This window comes from Gordonia jacobaea (assembly GCF_965344965.1).
Taxonomy (GTDB): Bacteria; Actinomycetota; Actinomycetes; order Mycobacteriales; family Mycobacteriaceae; genus Gordonia; species Gordonia jacobaea.
In genome coordinates, this window is sequence record NZ_CBDRLS010000003.1 from 489,303 (window position 1) to 511,814 (window position 22,512).

The window sequence follows — 22,512 nt, forward strand, 5'->3', positions numbered from 1 at the left end:
CCGATGACTCCCGAGGCCACCGATCGACGGGCGATCATCACCGATGCGCTCCGCAGGATCGACGATCTGACCAAGAAACTCGCCATCGCAGAGAAGAGCGAGACCGAACCCATTGCCGTCGTCGGCATGGGGTGTCGGCTTCCCGGTGAGGTGAACAACCCGGACGACTACTGGGACTTGCTCACCGAAGGTCGCAGCGGCGTGGTCCGGGTTCCCGCCAACCGTTGGGACGCAGACCAATTCGCCACCGACGATCACACCGTGCCCGGCACGATCGTCACCAACCAGGGCGGCTTCCTCACGCACTGGGATCCGGATCAGTTCGACGCCGAGTTCTTCGGACTGACGCCCCGCGAAGCCGTCGGCATGGACCCGCAACAACGACTCCTCATGGAAGTTGCGTGGGAAGCGATCGAAGACGCCGGCCTGACCCCGAAAGCATTGCGCGGCACACAAACCGGTGTCTTCGTCGGCATGACGACCAACGACTACACACTGTCATTCGCGGGCAAGCTGGCACCGGCAGATCTCGATCCCTACATCCCGTTCGGCAACGCCGCCAACTTCGCGGCCGGACGCCTGTCGTACTTCTTGGGACTGAACGGACCCGCTGTCGTCACCGACACGGCCTGCTCGTCGTCGTTGGTCGCCATCCACCTCGCGTGCCAGAGCTTGCGGCGGCGCGAGGCCGACGCCGCGCTCGCCGCGGGCGTGAACCTCAACCTCTCCCCGGAGAACAGCATCGCCTGCTCGCGCTGGGGCATGCTCGCACCAGACGGCACATGCAAGACCTTCGACGCCGATGCCAACGGATACGTGCGTAGCGAGGGCTGCGGTGTGGTCGTGCTGAAGCGACTCGAGGACGCGACCAGGGACGGCGACAGGGTGCTCGCCGTCATTCGTGGTACGGGAGTCAACCAGGATGGCGCGAGCAGCGGGCAGACCGTGCCCAACGGTCCGGCGCAGCAAGCTCTGATGCGACGAGTGCTCGCCGCATCGCGACTCGAGCCCGCCGACATCGACTACGTGGAGGCGCACGGAACCGGCACACCGCTCGGCGATCCGATCGAACTCGACGCGCTCTACAACGTCTTCGGAGACCGTGAGGACTCGTCGCCGCTGATCATCGGATCGGTGAAGACCAACCTCGGACACCTCGAATCCGCTTCGGGTGTCGCAGGTTTCATCAAGACCGTGTTGGCCGTCGGCAAAGCGCACATCCCACGACAACTTCACTTCTCGAGCCTGAACCCCCATGCGTGTGCCGGCGCGTCGACCTTCACCGTCGCGGCCGAGCCCGTCGATTGGCCCGAGACGGATCACCCGCGCCGCGCGGGTGTGTCGTCCTTCGGGGTCAGCGGGACGAACGCGCACATCGTCGTCGAGCAGGCACCGCAGGTCGCAGGCGAAACGGCACTCACCCCCGAACCACTGGTCAGCACCCTCGTGGTTGCAGGCAAGACCGCGGAGCGCGTCGCGTCGACCGCTGGCGTACTTGCCGATTGGCTTGCCGGCGCGGGGGCTGACACCCCGCTGTCAGCGGTGGCTGACACCCTGGCCAACCACCGAGCAACCTTCCCGGTCTTCGCGACGGTCACCGCGGCCGACCACACCAACGCCGTCGCGGGCCTGCGCGCGATCGCGGGCGGGTACAAGTCACCGGGTGTGGTCGGCGTCCGCGACGCCGTGCGCACGCCCGGCACCGTGTTCGTCTACTCCGGACAGGGTTCCCAGTGGGCGGGTATGGGCAAGCGCCTTCTCGAACACGAGCCCGCCTTCGCCGCCGCAGTCGACGAGCTGGAGCCGGATTTCGTTGCACACGCCGGCTTTTCACTGCGCGAGACGATCACGGCGGGTGAGTCGGTCACGGGTATCGACCGCATCCAGCCGGCACTCGTCGGTATCCAGTTGGCCCTCACCGCGCTCTGGCGCGCCAAGGGCGTCGAGCCCGCCGCGGTGATCGGCCACTCGATGGGCGAGGTCACCGCAGCAGTCGTGTCGGGAGCGTTGAGCATCGGTGACGGACTCAAGGTGATCTCGACACGCTCCCGGCTGATGTCGGCGCTGTCGGGTCAGGGTGCGATGGCGCTGCTCGGACTCGACGCCCGGGCTGCCGAAGACCTGATCGCCGACTTCGACGACCTGACCGTAGCGGTGTATGCGTCGCCGGGGCAGACCGTCATCGCCGGCCCACCCGAACAGGTCGACGCCGCGATCGCCCGTGTCGCAGCCACCGACCGACTCGCGCGCCGAGTCGAGGTCGACGTCGCGTCGCATCACCCGATCATCGATCCGATCCTTCCTGACCTGCGCGTGGCACTCGCCGACATCTCGCCTCGCACGCCGACGATTCCGCTGCTCTCGACGGCGGATCCCTCCGGCGCGGTATCGCCACGGATGGACGCCGACTACTGGTGTGCCAACCTGCGCAATCCGGTGCGCTTCGACCCCGTGGTCGCCGCAGCCGGTGCACAGTACGGGACCTTTGTGGAAGTCAGCCCTCATCCCGTGCTGACGTACGCGCTCGACGACATCGTCCGCGCGGGCAAGAACAACGTCCTCGGCACGCTCTACCGCGACACCGACGATCTGGTCACGTTCGCCACGAATCTCGCAGCGGTTCGCACCACCACTCCGCCGTCTGTGCCCGCGGCCGGGCCGTTCGTTCGGCTGCCGCACACTCCGTGGCATCACTCGCGCTACTGGGTTCAGGTGCCCGAGACGGACGGAGCTGTCGCTCGCGCCGCACTGTCGAGTAACGGGACACCGTCGGGTCCTCCCGGGCGCAATAGTGGCGGTGACACCGAAAACGTCGGTGCCGGTGAGGTTTTCGACGACTGGTTCATGACACTCGCATGGCGTGAACGTGCGCTGGACGCCCTCGCCGACACCACCGATCAGAACTGGGTTGTCGTCTCCGACGATTCTTCGGCAGCTGACCTCGCCGCTCTCCTCGACGCAGGCACGGTCGTGGCACCCGACGCCTTGACCCCGGCGGCGCTCTCGCCCGCGACGCACGTGCTCTTCGCACCGCGACCGGTCGTCGCGGATTCAGCTCGCGCCGCACGTCGCATCTTCGGCGAGGCACGACGTACTGCCGCCGCGCTGGCTGCCGCCAACACCCCGGTACGTATGTACATCCTCACCCGCAATGCGGCTCCGGTCGCCGAAAGCGAGGCCGCAGATCCGGCACAAGCCGTGCTGTGGGGATTCGGTCGCACGCTGGCGCTCGAACGGCCTGAACTCTTCGGCGGACTGTTGGATATCGATGCGACGGTGCCCGCCGAACTCGTCGCCCGCCATGTGGCGACGAATGCCGCCGCAAACGACGGCGAGGATCAGGTCGTCTACCGCGCGGGGCAGCGACTGGTGCCGCGGCTCGCACGCACCGACGTTCCCACCGGTATCACGCAACTGCCTGCAGACCTCACACAGCTGGTCGTCGGCGCCACCGGCAACGTCGGCCCCGATCTGGTGCGGCAACTCGCCGCACTCGGCGCCACAACTGTTGTCGCAGTGTCGCGCCGGGGAGGGGCTGCGCTGTCCGAGCTGACCGACGAACTCGCTGAACGTGGGACAACGCTCGTCTCGCACGCCGCGGATGCCGCCGATCCCGTTGCGATGGCCGAATTGTTCGCGCGCTTCGGCACCGATCTACCGCCGCTCGACGGCGTGTACGTCGCGGCCCTCGCAGGCGGGGCAGGCGAGTTGATCGACATGTCCGACGACGACGCGGCCGCCATGTTCCGGCCCAAGATCGATGCAGTGGACGTGCTGCACCGTCTGACGGTGAGCACGCCGGTCAATCGCTTCGTACTCTTCTCCTCGATCACCGGCCTGTTCGGTTCGCGCTGGCTGGGGCACTACACCGCGGCGAACGCCTATGCCGACGCACTGGCGTACGCACGACACGCGATGGGTCTGGCGGCCACGGTCATCGACTGGGGCTTGTGGAAGTCGTGGGCCGACGCACAGCCCGAGACGGCGTCCGCAGGTCTCACACCGATGCCCAACGACGTCGCCATCGGCACACTCGGTCGCCTCCTCGACCCCTCCGCCGGTGTGCGCCCGATCGTCGTCGCCGCCGACTGGGAGCGGCTCGCCGAGTCGTATCGCATGCGTACTTCTTTCAAGGTCGTCGACGAGTTGCTGGGGGCCGCCGAGGCCGCCGACCTCGCGGCGCTGCCGTCCGCGCGTCCGGGCACCGTGTTGGGGGAGTTCATCGACGGGGATACCAACGGGGCCGCTGCCATCTTCCAGGCACGCCTGGATCCCGACGATCTGCCCTACCCGGGTTCGCATCTCGTTCAAGGTGTGCAGGTCGTCCCGGCGTCGGTCCTCATTGCGACCGTCGCCGTAGCGGCACGCGAGAGTGGCGCGGCAGGAGTCGGTGATGTGCGGTTCCAGTACCCGGTGGTCGCCGACCGCCCGCGGGTCGTTCGGGTGCGAATCGGCACCGACGGCACCGTGACGGTGGCATCGGCGACGTCTCCGAATGCCGCGGCCGACAGGTGGGTCACCCACGTCACCGCCACCACAACCGACACCGCGGTCGACCTGACGCCCGGCGCACTCACCGATCCGGCACCGACAGGGTTCGACGCGGCGCAGGCCGAAGGACTTCAGGAACGCTGGGGGATCGACGGGCGTCCGTACCCCTGGTCGGTCGGTGACCACTCGGCAACCCCGGGCACCCTGACCGCCGAGGTCGGGACCGCGTCCCTCGACTCCGCGGGGCCATCAGCGATCGCTTTCGTCGATTCGGCAATACATCTCGCGCGACTCCTCGACAGTTCACACGACGGCTTGATGTTCCCGGCGTCGGTTGACTCGGTCCTACTCGACGTCGACTCCGCTGCGTCGGAGGGGCACGTCGAGCTGCGCCACCGTGCCGGCGACGCCGATGGTTTCAGCACCGATGTCGTCGTCAGCGCACCCGACGGCACCGTCACCGTTGCACTGCGCGGACTGCGGTTCGCCGGGGCCGCCGCGCCTGCACCCGACACCGCCGAGGCCCTGGTGCCCGCTGTCGACGCACCGGTCTGGGCTGAGCTCACCGAGGACGAGACCCGAGCGCAACTGCGAGATCGCCTGCGCGCCATACTCGCTCGCGAGATCGGAATGCCGACGGACGCACTGCGCATCGATCAACCGTTCCCCGAACTCGGCCTGGACTCGATGATGGCGATGACCGTGCTTCGCGACGCACGACAGCTGGTCGGCATGGATCTATCGGCGACGATGCTCTGGAACCACCCAACGGTCGAGGCAATGAGCGACCTCCTCACCGACCTGCTCGAGCCCGCACGACGCTCCGCAGCAACCGAACCCGAGCCGGACGACTCAGACGTCGACAGCGTGCTCGACAGCCTGTTCGACAGCGTGGAATCGCTGTCCGACGATCCCCTTGCCGGCGCGGAATCCGTGTCGGCATCCAGCGAGAGTGGTGACGCATGAAGACGACCTACAACCGTGTCGCGGCCATGAACCCCACCCAGCGCGGCGCGCTGGTGGAGCAGTTCGACAAGGCGGCCCGCATCTCTGGCGCCGAGCCCATCGCTGTCGTCGGAATCGGTTGCCGCCTTCCCGGCGACGTCCACGGTCCTGACGATTTCTGGAAGCTGCTGACCGAGGGTCGCGACGCGATCGTCGAGGTGCCCGCCGACCGCTGGGATGCCGACGAGTACTACGACCCCGACCCGAGTGTGCCCGGCCGAATGCCTTCGAAGTGGGGTGGGTTCCTCTCCGACATAGGCGGATTCGACGCCGACTACTTCGGCATCACCCCGCGCGAGGCCGAGGCGATGGACCCGCAGCAGCGTGTGCTCCTCGAGGTCGCGTGGGAAGCTCTGCAGAACGCGGGTTACTCGCCGGAAACGGTCAACGGTGTGCGCGCCAACGTGATGATGGGCGTCTATTACAACGAGTATCAGGCCAAGTCCGCCGGTAATCAGGACGCGATCGACGCCTACTCCGCGACCGGAAACGCGCACAGCGTGACTGTCGGTCGAGTCGCCTACCTCCTGGGTCTGCGTGGCCCCGCCGTCGCCGTCGACACTGCGTGCTCGTCGTCGTTGGTCTCGCTGCACCTGGCCTGCCAGAGCCTGCGCTCGCGCGAGACCGACCTCGGACTCGCGGGCGGCGTCAATCTCATCCAACAGCCCGAAACCCAGTTGGCACTTGGCAAGTGGGGAATGCTTTCGCCACGCGGCCGGTGCAATGCATTCGACGTCGCGGCCGACGGCTTCGTCCGTGGCGAGGGCGCGGGCGTCGTGGTGCTCAAGCGTCTCACCGACGCCGTGCGTGACGGTGATCGTGTCTTCGCGGTGATCCGTGGCTCCGCGACCAACCAGGACGGCCGGTCCAACGGGCTCACCGCACCGAATGCGCCCGCGCAGAAGGAGGTCATCGCACGCGCCCTGGCATCCGGCGATGTGCAGGCGTCGTCGGTCAACTTCATCGAAACCCACGGCACCGGAACAGCTCTCGGCGACCCGATCGAGTTCGATGCCCTCGCCGCCGTCTACGGCAAGGGCAGTGCGCCGCTGGCTCTCGGCGCCGTGAAGTCCAACTTCGGACATCTCGAGGCCGCCGCGGGGATCGCAGGCTTCATCAAAGCGGTGCTGTCGGTCCACCACGCTCAGATTCCGCCGAATCTGCACTTCACACAATGGAATCCGGCCATCGACACCAAGGGCACACGATTCGTCGTGCCCACCGAGGCATCGCCGTGGCCGGTCGCCGACGCTCCGCGTCGTGCGGGGGTCTCGTCGTTTGGTCTCGGCGGTACCAACGCACACATCGTGATCGAGCAGGGCCCCGAGCCCGTACGGTCGACGAGTCCGGAATCGACGGCCACCCCGGAGGCTGTGACGTTGTTCGTCACCGGCAAGACGGCCGACCGCGCGGAGACGTGGGCGCAGATCCTCGCCGACTGGCTCGAGAGCGACCCGGCCGTGTCGTTGGCCGACGTCGCCCACACGCTCGACCGCCAGCGCGGCCGCACCGACCTCGTCGGCAGTGTCTCTGCGCGCACCAGAACCGAAGCCGTCGCGGGCCTACGCGCACTGGCCGAGCGGTCACCGGCAGCGGGGGTCGTCGCACCGATCAAGCGGGCACGTGGCACCGGAACCGTCTTCTGCTACTCGGGACAGGGTGCGCAGTGGGCAGGCATGGGCCGACGCCTCCTCGCAGAAGAGCCTGCTTTCGCCACGGCGATCGATGAGATCGAGCCGGATTTCGTTGCACAGGTGGGCTTTTCGCTGCGCGACACGCTCGCCTCCGGCGACGCTGTCGTCGGAATCGACCGAATCCAGCCGGCTCTCGTCGGCGTGCAGTTGGCACTCACAGCACTGTGGCGCTCACGCGGTGTCGAGCCGGATGCGGTGATCGGCCACTCCATGGGCGAGGTCGCCGCCGCGATCGTCTCCGGGGGACTCAGCCGCGCCGATGGTCTCAAGGTCATCGCGACCCGGTCGAAGCTGATGGCAGTGCACCTCTCCGGCCAGGGCGCGATGGCATTGCTCGAAGCCGACGCCACCACCACCGAGGCACTTCTACGCAACTACGACGACGTGTCGCTCGCGGTCTACGCTTCACCACGGCAAAGCGTCGTCGCAGGCCCGCCCGAGCAGATCGAGAAGGTCATCGCCGAGGTGCAGGGCCGCAACCTCCTGGCGCGACGCGTCGAGGTCGATGTCGCCTCGCACCACCGAACCGTCGACCCGATTCTCGACGATCTGCGGTCGGCGCTGACCGATCTCGCACCGACCACGCCGCGCATCCCGCTGCTGACCACGGTGGCCCGCGAGGGCGAGTCGACCGTGCTCGACGCCGAGTACTGGGCACGTAACCTGCGCAATCCCGTGCGCTTCTCACAGGCGGTGACCCGCGCAGCAGAGTCGTTTTCGACGTTCATCGAGATGAGCCCGCACCCGCTGCTCACCCACGCGATTGGCGACACGCTCTCGGTCGCGCGGCCGCGTGGCGATGTCGCGGTGTTCGGCAGCATCGTCCGCAACGAGGACGAGGCCCTCGTCTTCCACGCCAATCTGGCAGCGGTGCAGGCGGGGTCGGAGACGACACAGCGAGTTGACGGTTCCCTCGTCGACCTTCCGCCCAACCGCTGGCATCACACCCGCTACTGGATGGCGACCGCACCGTCGACGTCGAGTGCGGGCGCACACCCGTTCCTCGGTACCCACGTCGAACTCCCCGCTGCCGCAGGCCATCTGTGGCAGAGCGAGATCGGCGTCGAGAGCACGGTGTGGCTGGCCGACCACCGTGTGCACGGTCAGGCCATCATGCCTGCTGCGGGATTCACCGAGATGGTTCTCGCCGCTGGTTCCGAAGCACTCGGAGTGCCCGCACAACAACTTCAACTCGCTCAGGTCGAGGTGGAGCAGATGCTCCCGGTCGACGAAACCATCAGGGTCACCACTCAATTGACGCCCGTCGACGGGGGAGCCGTGCGGGTTGAGGTGCATTCGCGTGACGCGGAAGGCACCTGGCGACGCCACGCCGTCGGTCGTGTCTCGCCTGCCGACGATGCCGCAGCACCCACTGTCGTGCCGGTGACCGGATCGGTCATTCCTGCCGCCGACTTCTACACCGCGCTGCGCCGCACGGGCGCTCACCACGGACAGGGTTTTGCCGCACTCACCCGAATCGTTCGTGCGGAAGGGGGTGCGTCGGAATCCCAGATCGTGCTCCCGGACGAGGCGAGCGCCCACCGTGGCTTCCGTGTCCACCCGGTACTCCTCGACGCCGCGCTCCAGGGCGTCGCCGCAGCGATGCCCGCAACCGCGCTGTCAGAATCTGCCGAAGCGACGTACCTGCCCGTCGCGATAGGGAGTCTGCGCGTCCTCGGCCCCGTCGGGCGAACCGCGACGTGTTCGGCGCGTGTCGTCGACGCCGAGAACGGCGTCGACAAGATCGGTGATTTCGTCCTGAGCGACGACAACGGACGCCCGTTCCTCGCCGGATCGCAGGTCTACCTACGGCGGGTGCAGAGCCACACCGTTCCCCTTCCGTTGGAGCAGAAGCTGTTCGACACCCAGTGGCAACCGGCGCCGCTGCCTGCGGACGCGTCGTCTGCGATTCCCGCCGGTAGTTGGCTGGTGCTCAGCTCGTTCTCGGCCGGACAGACCGCAGACGTGCTCGCCGCTGATTTCGCGCAGACGCTCGGCGACGTCGACCACCGCCGGGTCATCGCGGCCGACATGTTCGACGACGCCGCCGTGGCTGCTGCATTCGGCGAGGCGACCGGGGATCCCACTCATCCGCCCGCAGGCGTGATCGTGATGGTCGACAAGCAGGGGTTCGACGCCAGCGCGGCGTCAGCGACGAGGGCGCGCGATCTCGTGTGGTCCGTGACGTGTGCGGTGCGCACGGTGGTCAACGGGTGGCACGGCAACGCCCCACGGCTGTGGCTGGTGTCGCGGGACGGACTCGGTGTGGACCCCCGTGAGCCCGGCGACCCGGCGGTCGGCGGCTTGAAGGGACTCGTCCGCGTGCTCGCGTACGAGCATCCCGATCTGCACACCACGCTCGTCGATCTCGACGATGCGGGCGACAGCATGAACGACCTGGTACGCGAGATCGCTGCAGGAGGAGCCGAGACGGCCGGCATCGACGATATCGTCGCGTGGCGCGACGGCATTCGGTACGCCGCGCGGCTCACGCGTACGGCGCTGGGCGTCGACTCCACGTCGACGACGGTCACCTCTGACGGCGCGTACATCCTCACCGGCGGGCTCGGCGGACTCGGTCTGGTCATGGCCCAGTGGCTGGTCGCCAACGGGGCAGGCAGGGTGATACTCAACGGCCGCAGCGCCGCCGACGACGCGCAGCAGACCGCACTCGTCGAACTCCAGGCGAACAGCGAGATCGTCTACGTGCAGGGCGATATCACCGATCCCGGCGTCGCAACGGTCCTCGTCGACGCCGCGGAGGCGACCGGAAAACCACTGCGTGGTGTCATGCACTGTGCCGCTGTGATCGACGATGCGCTCCTGGGCGCACTCGCTCCGGAGACTCTCGACCGCGTGTGGGGTCCCAAGGTGCTCGGCGCCCTCGCGCTCAACGACGCATGTGCGCATCGCGAACTCGATTGGTGGGTGGTGTTCTCGTCCGTCGCGTCGCTGCTCGGCTCGCCCGGACAGGGGGCATACGCCGCTGCGAACGCGTGGACCGACGCGCTCGTCGCGTGGCGGCGCGCTTCGGGATTGCCTGCCACGTCGATCAATTGGGGCCAGTGGGCGCAGGTCGGTGTCGCGCAGACGCTGAACATGACCGCGATCGACCCCATCACGCCCGACGAGGGCATCGAGGCACTCGAAGTCATTCTCCGTCACGATGTCGCACAGGCGGGCGTGGTGCGACTGCGCCTCGACCGCGCCTCGGCGGCCTTCCCCGAGTTGAACAAGATCGGCTACTTCGCGCCACTCGTCTCCGAACTCGACGTCGACAACTCCGACGACGGTTGGGCGGGAGTCGAAGCGCTGCGTGATCTCGACGGCGACGCGGTGCTCGACGCCGTCACCGAACGCCTGCGTACACGCGTGGCGACGATCATGGGGTACGCCGATAACTCGGCGATCGATCCGACGAGCCCACTCACCGAGTTGGGTATGGATTCGCTGATGGCGGTGCGCATCAGAAACACGGTTCGCGGTGACTTCGGCGTCGAACCGCCGGTTGCGTTGCTCCTGCAGGGCGCGACGCCGCGAGACCTCGCCGCCGACCTCATCCGACAACTCGGACTCGCTCAGGCGGAGAAGACAGACACGACCGGTGGGCTGCGGGAACGCGCCCAACAACGCGCGGCGGCCCGTCAGCGGGCGCAGCGACGCAGGACGGGGCAGCGAGTATGACGACAGCCGCATCGACTACGGGGACAGGCACCTTCGGGGCGCAGCCGGGGAGTGTCGGCGTCGACACAGCGAACTACCCGTCGGGCGCGATTGCGATCATCGGCATGGCAGGCCGGTTTCCCGGCGCCGATTCGGTCACCGAATTCTGGCGGGCCCTCAGCGCCGATCAAGAAGGCATCGTCTCGCTCGATGAAGGTGATCTTCGCGCAGCAGGCGTCAGCGACTCCACGCTGAAGAACAGCAACTATGTGCGCAGGGCTCCCGCGATGGACGGGATCGACGAGTTCGATGCCGAGTTCTTCGGCTTCACCCCGCACGCGGCGCGCACCCTCGACCCTCAGCATCGGCTGTTCTTGCAGACCACCTGGCACGCACTCGAGGACGCCGGCTACAACCCCGCCGACATCGATGTGAACGTCGGTGTGTTCGGCACCAGCTCGGCGAGCGGTTACCTGCTTCACAATCTGATGTCGCATCTCGACCCCGCCAAGGTCATCGGCGAAGGCGCCAGCTTCGAGATGATCAATCTCTCGCTGCAGAACGACAAGGACCACCTGGCGACCCGAGTCGCGCACCAGTTCAATCTGCGCGGCCCCGCGTTCGCCGTGCAGACCGCGTGCTCGTCGTCGTTGCTCGCGGTCCATCTCGCATGCCAGTCGATTCTCAACGGCGAGTGCGAGATGGCTCTTGCCGGCGGTTCGTCGATTCGCGTGCCCAATCGGGTCGGGTATTTCTACGAGCCGGGATCGATGGCATCGCCCAGCGGATACTGCCGCCCATTCGACGTCCGGGCGGACGGGACGATCTTCGGTAGCGGTGTCGGCGCGGTGCTACTCAAGCCACTCGAGGACGCAGTGGCCGACGGCGACCGCATCCACGCTGTGCTTCGCGGTTCCGCGGTCAACAACGACGGCGCGACGAAGATGAACTACGCCGCACCGAACGCGGCAGGGCAGGCCGAGGTCATCGCCGAGGCCCACGCGCTCGCCGAGGTCGACGCCGCGACGATCGGTTACGTCGAAACACACGGCACCGCAACGCCACTGGGCGATCCGGTCGAAGTCGAGGGGTTGCGTCAGGCTTTCGAACTCGCCGAGGAAGATCGCACCGAACCGTGTGTCCTCGGGTCGGTGAAGTCCAATATCGGCCATCTCGAAACCGCGGCAGGCATTGCCAGCCTGATCAAAGCCGTGCTGTGTCTGGAGAACAAGGCACTGCCGGGCACGCTGCACTACACGGCACCCAATCCCGAGCTACACCTCGAGCGGGGCCCCTTCGAGGTTCGCGGCCAGCACAGCAAGTGGGAATCGAGCCGACCGCGGCGCGCGGGTGTGAGCGCCTTCGGTGTCGGCGGAACCAATGTGCACGTCGTCCTCGAGGAAGCGCCGGCATCGGCGCCCGTCCCGGCGAGCAGCGGTCCTCACGTCGTCACGCTGTCGGCGCGAACCGCGGACTCGTTGGCGCTGGGCCGGCGCGCACTCGCCGACGATCTCGAGCGGCGACCCGACCTCGACATCGCCGATGTCGCCCACACCCTTGCCGGCCGTCGTACAGAACGGTTCCGCCTGGCGGCAGTGGTCAACGATACGGCCGATGCGGTTGGCATCCTGCGTGCCGACGAGCACGACAATGCGTTCACGTCCGCGGCACCGGCTGTTGAAGGCAGCGGTGAGCGCATCGCATTCCTGTTTCCAGGACAGGGCTCGCAACACGTCGGGATGGCGCGTGGTCTCATCGAATCCGAGCCCGTCTTCGCCGAGCACTTCACCGCTGCCGCAACTCTTTTCGACGCCGAGCTCGGCATCGACCTCCGCTCGGACATCATCGACGGCTCTCCGCGAACACTCGAACGGACCGACCGGACCCAGCCGGCCCTGTTCGCCGTCGAGTACGCACTGGCCAAGCTCGCCCAGTCACGGGGAGTCGAGCCCTCGGCGCTCGCCGGACACAGCATCGGTGAGTACGCCGCCGCGACCATCGCCGGAGTCTTCGACCTACCGACAGCGGTCAAGGCCGTCGCGATGCGCGCACGGCTGATGAACGCCGCACCGCGCGGCGTGATGGTCGCGGTCCCACGCGGCCCGGCCGAGATCGCGGCACTCCTCGATGGCGAAGTCGACATCGCCACCGTGAACGACCCGGGCAGTTGCGTGGTCGCGGGCTCCGACAGCGCGATCGCCGCCTTCTCTGCGCGGCTGTCCGAACAGGGCATCGCAGCTCGCAGAGTCCGCACCTCACACGCGTTCCACTCCCGGTTGATGGACGGCGTGGTCGCCGAGTTCACGAGCTTCCTCTCGCAGTTGACACTCAACGCGCCACAGATCCCGCTGATGTCCAACGTCACCGGCACGTGGATGTCGGCAAGCGAGGCCGCCAATCCGGCCACGTGGGCTCGGCAGATCCGCGCGACGGTCAGGTTCGCCGACGAGGTCGACGCACTGCTGGCCGACCCCGCCCGGGTGCTGGTGGAAGTCGGGCCAGGCGGCACCCTCACAAGCGCGGCGACGCGGCACCCGAGCTGGTCCGACGGACATCGCGCGGTGCGCCTCATGCGTCACCCCGCGCAGAATCGCGACGACGAGGCGGCATTCCTGCTCGGACTCGGCCAACTGTGGGCCGCAGGCGTCGACGTCGAACTCGCCGACACGACCACACCACGTCAGCGACTGACGCTGCCGGGCTATCCCTTTGCACGCGAACGACACTGGGTCGAGCACAACGCCGCAGCGCGGTTTGCAGGCACGCACGGAATCGACGCGGAGAACACCGCTGCAGATTCCAAGGCTCCCTCCGCCACCGGACAGACACCGATGGAAGCGACACTCGCGCGGATCTGGGCACAGTGCCTCGGCGTCGGCAGTGTCGAACGCACCGCCAACTTCTTCGAGATCGGCGGCGACTCGCTCATCGCGATCAGCATCGCCATGAGCGCTGCCAACGAGGGCCTAGAGATCACGCCACAAGATCTGTACGAGAACCAGACGGTCGCCTCACTCGCTAAGAAGCTCACCGCCCGCTACGAGTCCGGCGGCCTCGGCCGAAAGGTCGACGCCGATCCGGAACATCTGCCGGTGCCGCCGACCGTCACGCGATTCCTCGAACGTGGCCTGGCCGAGCAGAACTCGTGGCGGGTTCCGCTGATCCTTCGACTCCGTTCAGATGTGTCGGCTGAGGTGGTCGGCACCGTCTTGACCAAGATCGTCAATCACCATGACGCGCTGCGGCTTCGACTCGTCGACGACAACGGATTGGTCGAGCAGCGAATCAGCGAACCCGTGGAAGCCCTCGACGTCGTGGTCGCCGAGATCGACGCGGGCATCGAGGCGGGGGAGGAGACCCAACGTCGCCAGGTACGCGAACTTCTCGACGCCGCGGTGGGACGCACGGCAGACGCCCTGGTCCCGCTGGTCGCCGCTTACGTCGTCACACCGGACGGCCCCCGATATCTGGCCCTCAGTGTGCACGGACTCGTCGCCGACAACGAGTCCCGGGAGATTCTGCTCACGGATCTGTTCACGGCATTCGGCCAGGTCCTCGCAGGCGAGGAAATCACCCTGGCTCCGGTTGCCACACCCTGGCGCGACTGGTCGCAGCTATCGGTCGAGCTCGCGGCACATCCGGCCGTCCTCGCGACCCGCGACTACTGGCTCGGTGCAACCGATTCCGCGAATATCCAACTGGTGCGGGACGGTTCATTCGCACGTCCGAATCGCTCACACCTCACCCGAATCGCGACCGCGCTCGACGACAAGCAGACCACCGAACTCGACGACGCGCGTCGCAGGTTGACGTTCCCGCTCGAGCACTTCCTGCTCACCGCACTCGGCCGCACGGTCGCGCAGGTGACCGGCGACGGCACATTGCTTGTGGATCTGGCCGGCAACGGGCGGGCTGTTCTTCGGCCCGAACTCGATCCGCGACGCACGGTCGGCACCTTCGCCGCGATTCATCCGATCACGCTGCAGTGCAACGCAGTCAGCGGATACACGGCCCGCGAACGCCTCGAGACGATCCGTAAGACCGTGACCGACGTCCCACACCAGGGTGTCGGATATGGCGTGCTGCGTTACCTGTACGCACCAACCGCCCGCCGACTCGAGGCTGCACCGGAGGCGGATCTGCTCGTCACATTTGCCGGAGCAATACCCGACCTACCCGCGGACGCGGCAAACGCGCCCATCTCGCTGGATTCCGATGCAGCGCTGGCGATTCGCGAGACCGTACCGGGAGCTGGGCATGCGATCGAGGTCCGCGTGTACCGTACGGGCGGTTCGCTGCACATCGACTGGTGGTACGACCATCGTCGTGTCGACACCGAACGCGCTGCGCTGTTGGCCGACGTGTTCGGGCACACGCTCACCGATCTCGCCCGAGAGTCGATCATCGAAGACGAAACCGACTCGGCGAGTGACGAACTCGAACTCATCGATTTGTCGTCCGACTTCGACCTGGGAGAAGCCAGTGCACGACACTAACGCGCGGATCAGACGTCGCTCGGGCCGTCACCGGCGCCGGGACGAGTCCGACTACGCGGTGGTGGTCGAAGGGCTGCGCAAGCGCTTCGGCGACTTCGAGGCGTTGCGTGGAGTGAGCTTCTCGGTTGGTCGTGGTGAGGTCCTCGGCCTGCTCGGCCCCAACGGAGCGGGAAAGACCACGACAGTCGACATCCTGTCGACGCTGAGCACACCCGACTCCGGCATCGTTCGCGTCGCCGGGCACGATGTCGCCACCGATCCCGCGGCGGTCCGACGGTCGATCATGCTGACCGGTCAGCAGGTCGCGCTCGACGAGATGCTCACGGGCCGTGAGAATCTCGTCATGTTCGGACGACTCCAGGGCTTGCGCAAGCACGCAGCCAAGAATCGGGCCGACGAGTTGCTCGACCAATTCGATCTGCAGTACGCGTCGGATCGTCAACTCGGCACATACTCCGGCGGCATGCGTAGACGTATCGACATCGCGTGCGGACTCGTGGTGCGCCCAGAAGTGGTCTTCCTCGACGAGCCGACGACCGGCCTCGATCCCCGTAGCAGGCAGTCCGTGTGGGATCTGGTGGCCAAATTCAAGGGCGAGGGCATCGCAACCGTGTTGACCACCCAGTACCTGGAAGAAGCAGACACGCTGTCTGACAAGATCGTCGTCATCAACCGGGGCACCGTCATCGCCCAGGGCACCGCCGACGAACTCAAGGCGAGGACCGGTGCGACGTTCTGCGAGATCGTTCCGCGCTATCCCTCCGACATTCCGCACATCCTGCACGCACTCGGCCCGATGATGATGCCCCGCCAGAAGCAGAACATGCTGTCCGCGGAGACCGACCGGGTCTCGATGCCTGCGCCACGCGGCCCGCAGACGCTCGTCGAGGTCGTTCATCGGCTCTCACCAACGGGAATCCAACTGGCAGACATCGGCCTCCGACGCCCCTCACTCGACGAGGTGTTCTTCGCCCTCACCGGCAACACCGAGACAGCACACCAGCAACCCACCAACGGACAGAACACCGGCGGCCGTCGCCCCGACGAACGGCTGACGAGGTGACGGGAACGGTGCGTAATGGCGCCTACGCGCGGGACGCGTCGACCACCCGCGACGTGGAACCATCACGCCTGCAACAGTGGTGGGTGCTGACGTCGCGCTCGATTCTGCCGACACTGCGCAATGGCGAACTCGTCACCCAGATCGCGGCGTCGATCATGTTCACCGTCGGCTTCTACATCCCCCTCAAGAAGATCGGGATGTACGCGACGGATATGAGCAGCTATGCCCAATACCTGATGCCGCTCATCGCGCTGCAGGCAGTCAGTTTCGCGGCGATCTCGGGCGCGTTCCGTTCCGCGTCGGATGCCGTCGCGGGCATCAACAGACGTTTTCGGGCGATGCCCATCTCGCGGTTCGTTCCTCTGGCATCCCGATTGACGGCGAGTATGTACCGCTGCACGGTCGCTCTCGTGATCTCGCTCATCTGCGGTTACGTCATCGGCTTCCGCTTCTACAACGGAGTTGGCGGCACTGTCGGATTCTGCCTGCTCGCACTCGCGATCGGACTGGTTCTCTCGCTGCTGGGGGAGGTGGTCGGTACCGTTGCCCGCAACCCGGACGCGACGACACACATGATGATGTTGCCGCAGTTGATCTTCGGATTGCTCTCGGTCGGAGTGCAATCGGCAGAAGCCTTCCCGTCGTGGATTCAGGGCTTCGTACGAAACCAGCCGATCTCTCAGTTCGTCTATGCGCTGCGAGCACTCGCGGGTGATTCGACCCCCTATGCCGGTGAGATCGGCTGGGCCACACTCGGACCCGCGATCGCCTGGATCGTGGGTTTGCTGGCGGTGTTGATGATGGCGTACGCGTTCACCTCGTCGGAGAAGGTGAAGAAATGACCTCGACCATCGAATTGGATTCCGTCACCACGTTGCCCGCCCGCGGCGATGACACGGCAGAGACATCGCTGCGATCCCTCGTGCGCGACACCGCAACACTCACTGCGAGACTGCTGCGCCGGTGGACACGCGACCCCGCGACCACTGCGGAGACGGTGCTGGTGCCCGTCGCCTTTCTGGTGACGCTCAATATCGTGCTCGGCGACGGCATCCAACGATTCAGCGGACACAGCGCGCTCTATGGCAGCGTGCCGCTCGTCGCAATGGTCGCGGCCACTCAGGGTTCGACGGTGGGCGGCCTGGGAATCATGCGCGAGCGCGACGACGGTCTACTCGCCCGGTTGTGGGTGCTGCCGATCCATCGGGCAGCCGGATTCATCTCGCGATTCGCCGCGGAGGCCGCGCGAATCGTGTTGGCAACACTTGCACTGATGATCACCGGCCTGATTCTGGGTATGCGTTTTCACGAGGGCGTACTCGCCGCGATCTGCTGGTTGTTCGTGCCCTGCATATTCGGGCTCGCGTTCTTCATGATGGTGGCGACAGTTGCGCTGTACTCGGCCAAAGCGATCGTCGTCGAGGCCACGGCCCTCATCTCCGGCCTGTTCATGTTCTTCTCCACCGGGTTCGTGCCACTCGACGCCTACCCGGAATGGATTCAACCGGCCGTGCAACACCAGCCGCTCAGCTACACCATCGACGTGATGCGCGGACTCTCGCTGGGCGGTCCGGTGCTGACACCGCTGATGGGGCTGCTGATCTGGTCGGGCGCCATCATCGCCGTGTGCCTGATTCCCGCGGCAATCGGCTATCGCAAGGCGAGCATGCGCGACTAGCCGGACGCCGCGAGCACCAGGCCTGCGCCCAGAGATATTGGGCCCAGCGATAGCGGCCCACAGACAACGAGACGTGACCTTGCGCCACACCACCGAGATGGCAGGAAAGACCGAATGAGTTCAGCTTCGACGATCAGAAAACTGGCCAAGAGCGAAGAAATGTTCGCAGCGACACACAACTTCGTCGGTCTCGGTGCGCACCTGTCAGGCCCGCTGGACGTCGACGCGCTTGCCGATGCTTTCGACACCCTGCTCGACGTTCATCCCGTCCTCGGTGGACATCTCGAGCAGACCGAGGACGGTCGCTGGGAAATCGTGGTCGACGACCTGATGCATCCGGGCATCATCGTCGTCGACAATTCAGATACCGAGATCACGAGGTCAGATACCGAGATCACGCCCATCCACTTCGATCAGACCGAAACGCTGGTCCATCTGCGGGTGATCGTCGGAGACGACACGGTGCAGGCGACCCTCTATGTACACCACGCCCTCGCCGATGGCCACCATCAGTTCAGTCTCATCGAAGAACTCTTCTCGTACTACACCGATCTCGTGACAACCGGTGACATCCGTCCCGGCAAGATCGAGCCCGCGCCCGCGTCGTTGGAGACGGTGTTGTCCGAACGCGGCATCACGAAACTCGCCCGCTCCGGACTCGAACGCTTCATGCCCGCATTGTTTGCGTACGACCTGCCTCCGTCACGGCGTTCGGCGTCCGCAGAACGCCCGCCCGCACCGATCCGCGTACCGATGGCGTGGTGTCAGCTCTCGGCTGAGCACACGGCCGCCATCACCGCGTACGCGCGCAATCACAAGATCAGCCTCAACGGGGTGCTGTCGGCGGCCATCCTGATGGCAGAGTGGCGATTGCGAGGCGAGCGCGCGATCCCCGTGCCCTACATCTACCCGGTCGACCTTCGCTACATCCTCAGTCCACCGGTAACCGCGACTGCTGCGACCAATCCCGTGGGCGTTGGCACCTTCCTCGCCGAGATCGACCGCAGCACAGACGTTCTAAAACTGGCTCAGGCAATCGCCGACGCTTATCGCACCGACCTCGATGAGGGGGTCATCGCGCAGTCACTACTGCACTTCACACCGCAGTACGACGGCAATCCACCCGGACTTCCCGATGTGGTGATGATGACGGACAACGGCATCATTCCACCCATGCGCACGCCGAGCGACATCGAGTTGGTCGCGGTGCACGGCGAACTGCACTTCCAGGTGGCCGGCGGTATCGAGATGTACACGAGCAAGATCTTTGCCGGTCAGCTCATGGTGGAATACCACACCCACGGACCAGAACCGGAGCGTTCCATCGCGGCAGTCGAGCAGTTGCTCATCGAACTCGCCGACGCCGCCGTCGCAAGCAGCGTCGGCTGAGGATCAGAAAGCGAATCGATGGTATTGCAACGACTTTCGAGCAGCAGGCATCGCCCGCGTCACAGCTCCGGCGGTGCGAAACGAACCGCGCACCCGATCGAAGGTGGGTGCGTCGAACAGCGTGGTGTCGGCGACACTGCGCAGGCCAGGGACCTCGTCGAGCACGTCTGCGGGATCGTTGACCGCCCAGTGCAGCGTCGAACCGGAACGCCTGTTGAGCATGTGCATCTTCTGTGTCTTGATGGCCAACCAGTTGTAGAAGTCGATCTGGATCTCGCCGGAATCGAATCGGTCGACCACGCGTCGCAGCAACGCGGTGCCCTCGTCCTGGGTGAGGTACATGCTGATGCCCTCCGCGAGAAACAGCACGGGCTTGTCTGTCGGGATCTTCTCCAACCACGACGGGTCGGTGGCAGACGTCTTGATGAGCTCGTAGCCGGGGCGCGTCGGGTAGATCTGTTCACGGAGGGCGATCACGTCGGGAAAATCGCAGTCAAACCATCGCACCTCGGGGCCCGGATCGAGTCGGAACACCCGCGCGTCGAGACCACAACCGATGTGGATGACCGTCGCCTCAGGGTGTGCGGCGAGGAATTCGCGTGCCCACATGTCGTAGAGGGCGGTCCGTACGGTGACGATCGGTGCCCACTTCGCCGTGACTTTCAGGTCACTCCAGTCGAAGTCGAGTCTGCTGACCGCGTCCCGTGCGAACGTATCGCCGAGAACTGGCTCGTCGAACTGTGCATCGAGGGATTTCAGGTACAGGGTGGTGAGCATGGTCTTCGCGGCACCGGTGAGGTCTACTGCGGCCTTGTCGGTCATTTGCAACACACTAACGGGAGAATGCTCTCGGCGCCATCACGGCGGTTCACATCAACTGGCTGTGCGAAGCGAATGCATAGTTCCTCGAATAGTCCACTCCGATTTCCTGCACGCATACGAAAGGGTTTCCGGTGATCGATACGCCAACCACCGAAGGGCGCAAAAGCCTCCGCGTGCTGATGCTCTATTACAGCTACTCGGGACAAACTCGTCGGCTACTCGACACCGCCGCAGCAGAATTCGCGACGCGCGGGTACGACGTGACGAACGCCCAGATCGGATTCACAGACGCTCGCTATGCCCGTCGATTCGCTCGATTTCCCATGCGTAACGTCTGGCCGGACATGCTCAGCGTCCTGCCGGCACAAGTAGCCGGAAAGACCGGTGATATCTCGATTCCCCGAGAAGTGAGCGAAACCCCTTATGACCTGGTGTGCATCGGTTCTCCGACGTGGTGGAGTAAAGCGTCTATGCCGATACGCTCATTTCTGAAAACCGACGAAGCACGAAACCTCCTCGCGGGCACACCGTTCGCGACGTTTGTCGTCTGCCGCGACAGTTGGAAGGGCAATCTCGACGAGGTTCGCAAACTCGGCCAATGGCAGGGCGGGCACTACGTCGGAGGAATGCACGTCGAGTATCCCGGCGATCAGCTCCGTTCCATGTTGTCGCTCACCAGCTTTCTCGGCTCGGGGGAGTATCGCGAGACGTACCGCGGCGTCCGGCTGCCACCGACCAACGTGCAGCCCGAACACCTTGACGAGGTGCGCGTTTTCGCAGCGGGACTGGCAGATCGGCTGATGGGGGAGAAGGTCTGATGGCGCGTGAATTCGAGGTCGAGGTCTCGTCGTCGGCATCGCCGGAGCAGATTCTTGCAGCCTTCGGGCGCGCCGAGTACTGGCACGACAGATTCGCGGAGTTCGACAACCACACGGTTCTCGACGATCTCACCGTGGACGGCGGCCGAACCGAGGTCGTCACGGTGCAAGACCTGGGCCACGATGCGCTGCCATCGCTGTTGACCAAGGTGTACCGTCGCGGCCTGACGATCCGCACGACAGAGACCTGGGTGACCGTCGAGAAGGACGTCGTCCGTGGGGAACTCGTGGTCGAGGTCACCGGCGCACCTGGGTCCGGCGGAGGTACGGCCGAGATCGTCCCTGACGGCGACGGTTCTCGCATGACATTCTCCGGTGTGGTGGCAGTGCCCGTTCCGCTCCTTGGCGGAAAGATCGAAAGCCATGTCGCACAGGAGTTCACACTTCACATCCCGGTCATTCAGGAGTTCACGACCGAGTGGGTACGGACCCATGACTGACGCGAAACGACCATCGGCCACGACGCCGGAACCGATTCCGAGCACCGACGAGGCACTCGACCGACTGGCCATGCCACTCGACGCGGCAATGATGACGCAACGAGCGATTCGACGGGTGTTGCCCGATCCGGTCGACGACGCCGTCGTCCTCCGATGTATCGAGCTCGCGCTCCAGGCGCCTACCGGAAACAACGGGCAGCAATGGGAGTTCGTCGTCGTCAAGGATCGTGAGATCAAGCGACGATTGGCGAAGCGCTATCGACAGGCATGGAATCTGTACACCCGCTTCGCGCTTCGCTACCTGGTACGACAGGACCCGGCGACCGCACGCACGGTCAAGGCCGTGCAGTGGCAGGTCGACCATTTCGAGGAGATACCGGTACTGGTGATCGCGTGCCTACGGCTTGGCGTGAGAGAGGGACGGGTCACCGGACTCCGGATGCCGCACCCTGCAGAGTCGGGCTATTGGGGATCGATCTATCCCAGTGTGCAGAATCTGCTGCTCGCCGCCCGAGCGATGGGTCTCGGAGCGTCGCTCACCACGATGCCCCTGTGGAACCTGACGTCGGCACGTCGGATCCTGCAGTTGCCCGCCAACGTCACCCCGGTATGCGTCGTCCCTATCGGGTGGCCTCGCGGCCGCTACGGGCCTTCGACGCGCCGCCCGGTGGGAGAGGTCACGCACCTTGACGGTTACGGCGTGCGCACCTGGCTTCAGCCGCTCGACGCTACAACCGAACCCGACGAGTCGACCCGGCGGCCGACAGCAGACACGTCGACGGAAGATCCGGAGACAAGTAGCGAAATCACGAATGTTTCTGTCCCACAAGCGTAACGGCGACAGCGTCGATATCGATAAGGTACAGAACCCTTCTCGGCAGACGTGCCAAGTG

11 protein-coding genes are annotated in these 22,512 nt (G+C 65.8%); 10 read left to right on the forward strand and 1 reads right to left on the reverse strand.

Annotated elements, in window-relative coordinates; all coding sequences use genetic code 11:
* The first annotated feature begins 3 nt into the window (after nucleotides 1-3).
* From ACRVY7_RS12930 to ACRVY7_RS12960, 7 genes are all read left to right on the forward strand, one after another.
* A complete protein-coding gene (locus ACRVY7_RS12930; RefSeq protein WP_431817317.1) occupies nucleotides 4-5,457 on the forward strand; it encodes an SDR family NAD(P)-dependent oxidoreductase in 5,454 nt (1,817 codons plus the stop codon).
* Nucleotides 5,454-10,874, forward strand: coding sequence for a type I polyketide synthase (locus ACRVY7_RS12935; protein ID WP_431817318.1), 5,421 nt, complete (start codon nucleotides 5,454-5,456; stop codon nucleotides 10,872-10,874). Before ACRVY7_RS12930 ends, ACRVY7_RS12935 begins: the two co-directional genes overlap by 4 nt.
* Nucleotides 10,871-15,349, forward strand: a complete 4,479-nt coding sequence (locus tag ACRVY7_RS12940; RefSeq protein ID WP_431817319.1) for a type I polyketide synthase — start codon at nucleotides 10,871-10,873, stop codon at nucleotides 15,347-15,349. Before ACRVY7_RS12935 ends, ACRVY7_RS12940 begins: the two co-directional genes overlap by 4 nt.
* 58 nt (nucleotides 15,350-15,407) lie before the next feature.
* Nucleotides 15,408-16,412: an ATP-binding cassette domain-containing protein gene (locus tag ACRVY7_RS12945; RefSeq protein WP_431817519.1), complete on the forward strand. Its 1,005-nt coding sequence runs from the start codon at nucleotides 15,408-15,410 to the stop codon at nucleotides 16,410-16,412.
* A gap of 8 nt (nucleotides 16,413-16,420) precedes the next feature.
* Nucleotides 16,421-17,254 carry an ABC transporter permease gene (locus ACRVY7_RS12950; RefSeq protein WP_064869351.1) on the forward strand — a complete coding sequence of 278 codons (834 nt, stop codon included), beginning with the start codon at nucleotides 16,421-16,423 and terminating at the stop codon, nucleotides 17,252-17,254.
* Nucleotides 17,251-18,090, forward strand: a complete 840-nt coding sequence (locus ACRVY7_RS12955) for an ABC transporter permease (protein WP_431817320.1) — start codon at nucleotides 17,251-17,253, stop codon at nucleotides 18,088-18,090. Before ACRVY7_RS12950 ends, ACRVY7_RS12955 begins: the two co-directional genes overlap by 4 nt.
* Nucleotides 18,091-18,204: 114 nt before the next feature.
* Nucleotides 18,205-19,479: a phthiocerol/phthiodiolone dimycocerosyl transferase family protein gene (locus tag ACRVY7_RS12960; RefSeq protein ID WP_431817321.1), complete on the forward strand. Its 1,275-nt coding sequence runs from the start codon at nucleotides 18,205-18,207 to the stop codon at nucleotides 19,477-19,479.
* A gap of 3 nt (nucleotides 19,480-19,482) precedes the next feature.
* Here ACRVY7_RS12960 and ACRVY7_RS12965 read toward each other — a convergent pair whose 3' ends face one another.
* Nucleotides 19,483-20,301: a class I SAM-dependent methyltransferase gene (locus ACRVY7_RS12965; RefSeq protein WP_431817322.1), complete on the reverse strand. Its 819-nt coding sequence runs from the start codon at nucleotides 20,299-20,301 to the stop codon at nucleotides 19,483-19,485.
* A gap of 179 nt (nucleotides 20,302-20,480) precedes the next feature.
* On the opposite strand from ACRVY7_RS12965, the gene ACRVY7_RS12970 reads away from it, so the two are divergent.
* Genes ACRVY7_RS12970 through ACRVY7_RS12980 form a run of 3 tightly spaced genes read left to right on the forward strand, consistent with a single transcriptional unit; the run spans nucleotide 20,481 to nucleotide 22,454 of the window.
* A complete protein-coding gene (locus ACRVY7_RS12970; protein WP_064869353.1) occupies nucleotides 20,481-21,119 on the forward strand; it encodes a flavodoxin family protein in 639 nt (212 codons plus the stop codon).
* Nucleotides 21,119-21,619, forward strand: coding sequence for a DUF2505 domain-containing protein (locus ACRVY7_RS12975; RefSeq protein WP_431817323.1), 501 nt, complete (start codon nucleotides 21,119-21,121; stop codon nucleotides 21,617-21,619). The genes ACRVY7_RS12970 and ACRVY7_RS12975 overlap by 1 nt, the downstream gene beginning before the upstream one ends.
* Nucleotides 21,612-22,454: a nitroreductase family protein gene (locus tag ACRVY7_RS12980; protein ID WP_431817324.1), complete on the forward strand. Its 843-nt coding sequence runs from the start codon at nucleotides 21,612-21,614 to the stop codon at nucleotides 22,452-22,454. The genes ACRVY7_RS12975 and ACRVY7_RS12980 overlap by 8 nt, the downstream gene beginning before the upstream one ends.
* Nucleotides 22,455-22,512: the final 58 nt, after the last annotated feature.

Coding starts and splice junctions, on each gene's coding strand:
- ACRVY7_RS12930 (WP_431817317.1), top strand. CDS start 4: ATGACTCCCGAGGCCACCGATCGACGGGCGATCATCACCGATGCGCTC.
- ACRVY7_RS12935 (WP_431817318.1), top strand. CDS start 5,454: ATGAAGACGACCTACAACCGTGTCGCGGCCATGAACCCCACCCAGCGC.
- ACRVY7_RS12940 (WP_431817319.1), top strand. CDS start 10,871: ATGACGACAGCCGCATCGACTACGGGGACAGGCACCTTCGGGGCGCAG.
- ACRVY7_RS12955 (WP_431817320.1), top strand. CDS start 17,251: ATGACCTCGACCATCGAATTGGATTCCGTCACCACGTTGCCCGCCCGC.
- ACRVY7_RS12960 (WP_431817321.1), top strand. CDS start 18,205: ATGAGTTCAGCTTCGACGATCAGAAAACTGGCCAAGAGCGAAGAAATG.
- ACRVY7_RS12965 (WP_431817322.1), bottom strand. CDS start 20,301: ATGACCGACAAGGCCGCAGTAGACCTCACCGGTGCCGCGAAGACCATG.
- ACRVY7_RS12970 (WP_064869353.1), top strand. CDS start 20,481: ATGCTCTATTACAGCTACTCGGGACAAACTCGTCGGCTACTCGACACC.
- ACRVY7_RS12975 (WP_431817323.1), top strand. CDS start 21,119: ATGGCGCGTGAATTCGAGGTCGAGGTCTCGTCGTCGGCATCGCCGGAG.
- ACRVY7_RS12980 (WP_431817324.1), top strand. CDS start 21,612: ATGACTGACGCGAAACGACCATCGGCCACGACGCCGGAACCGATTCCG.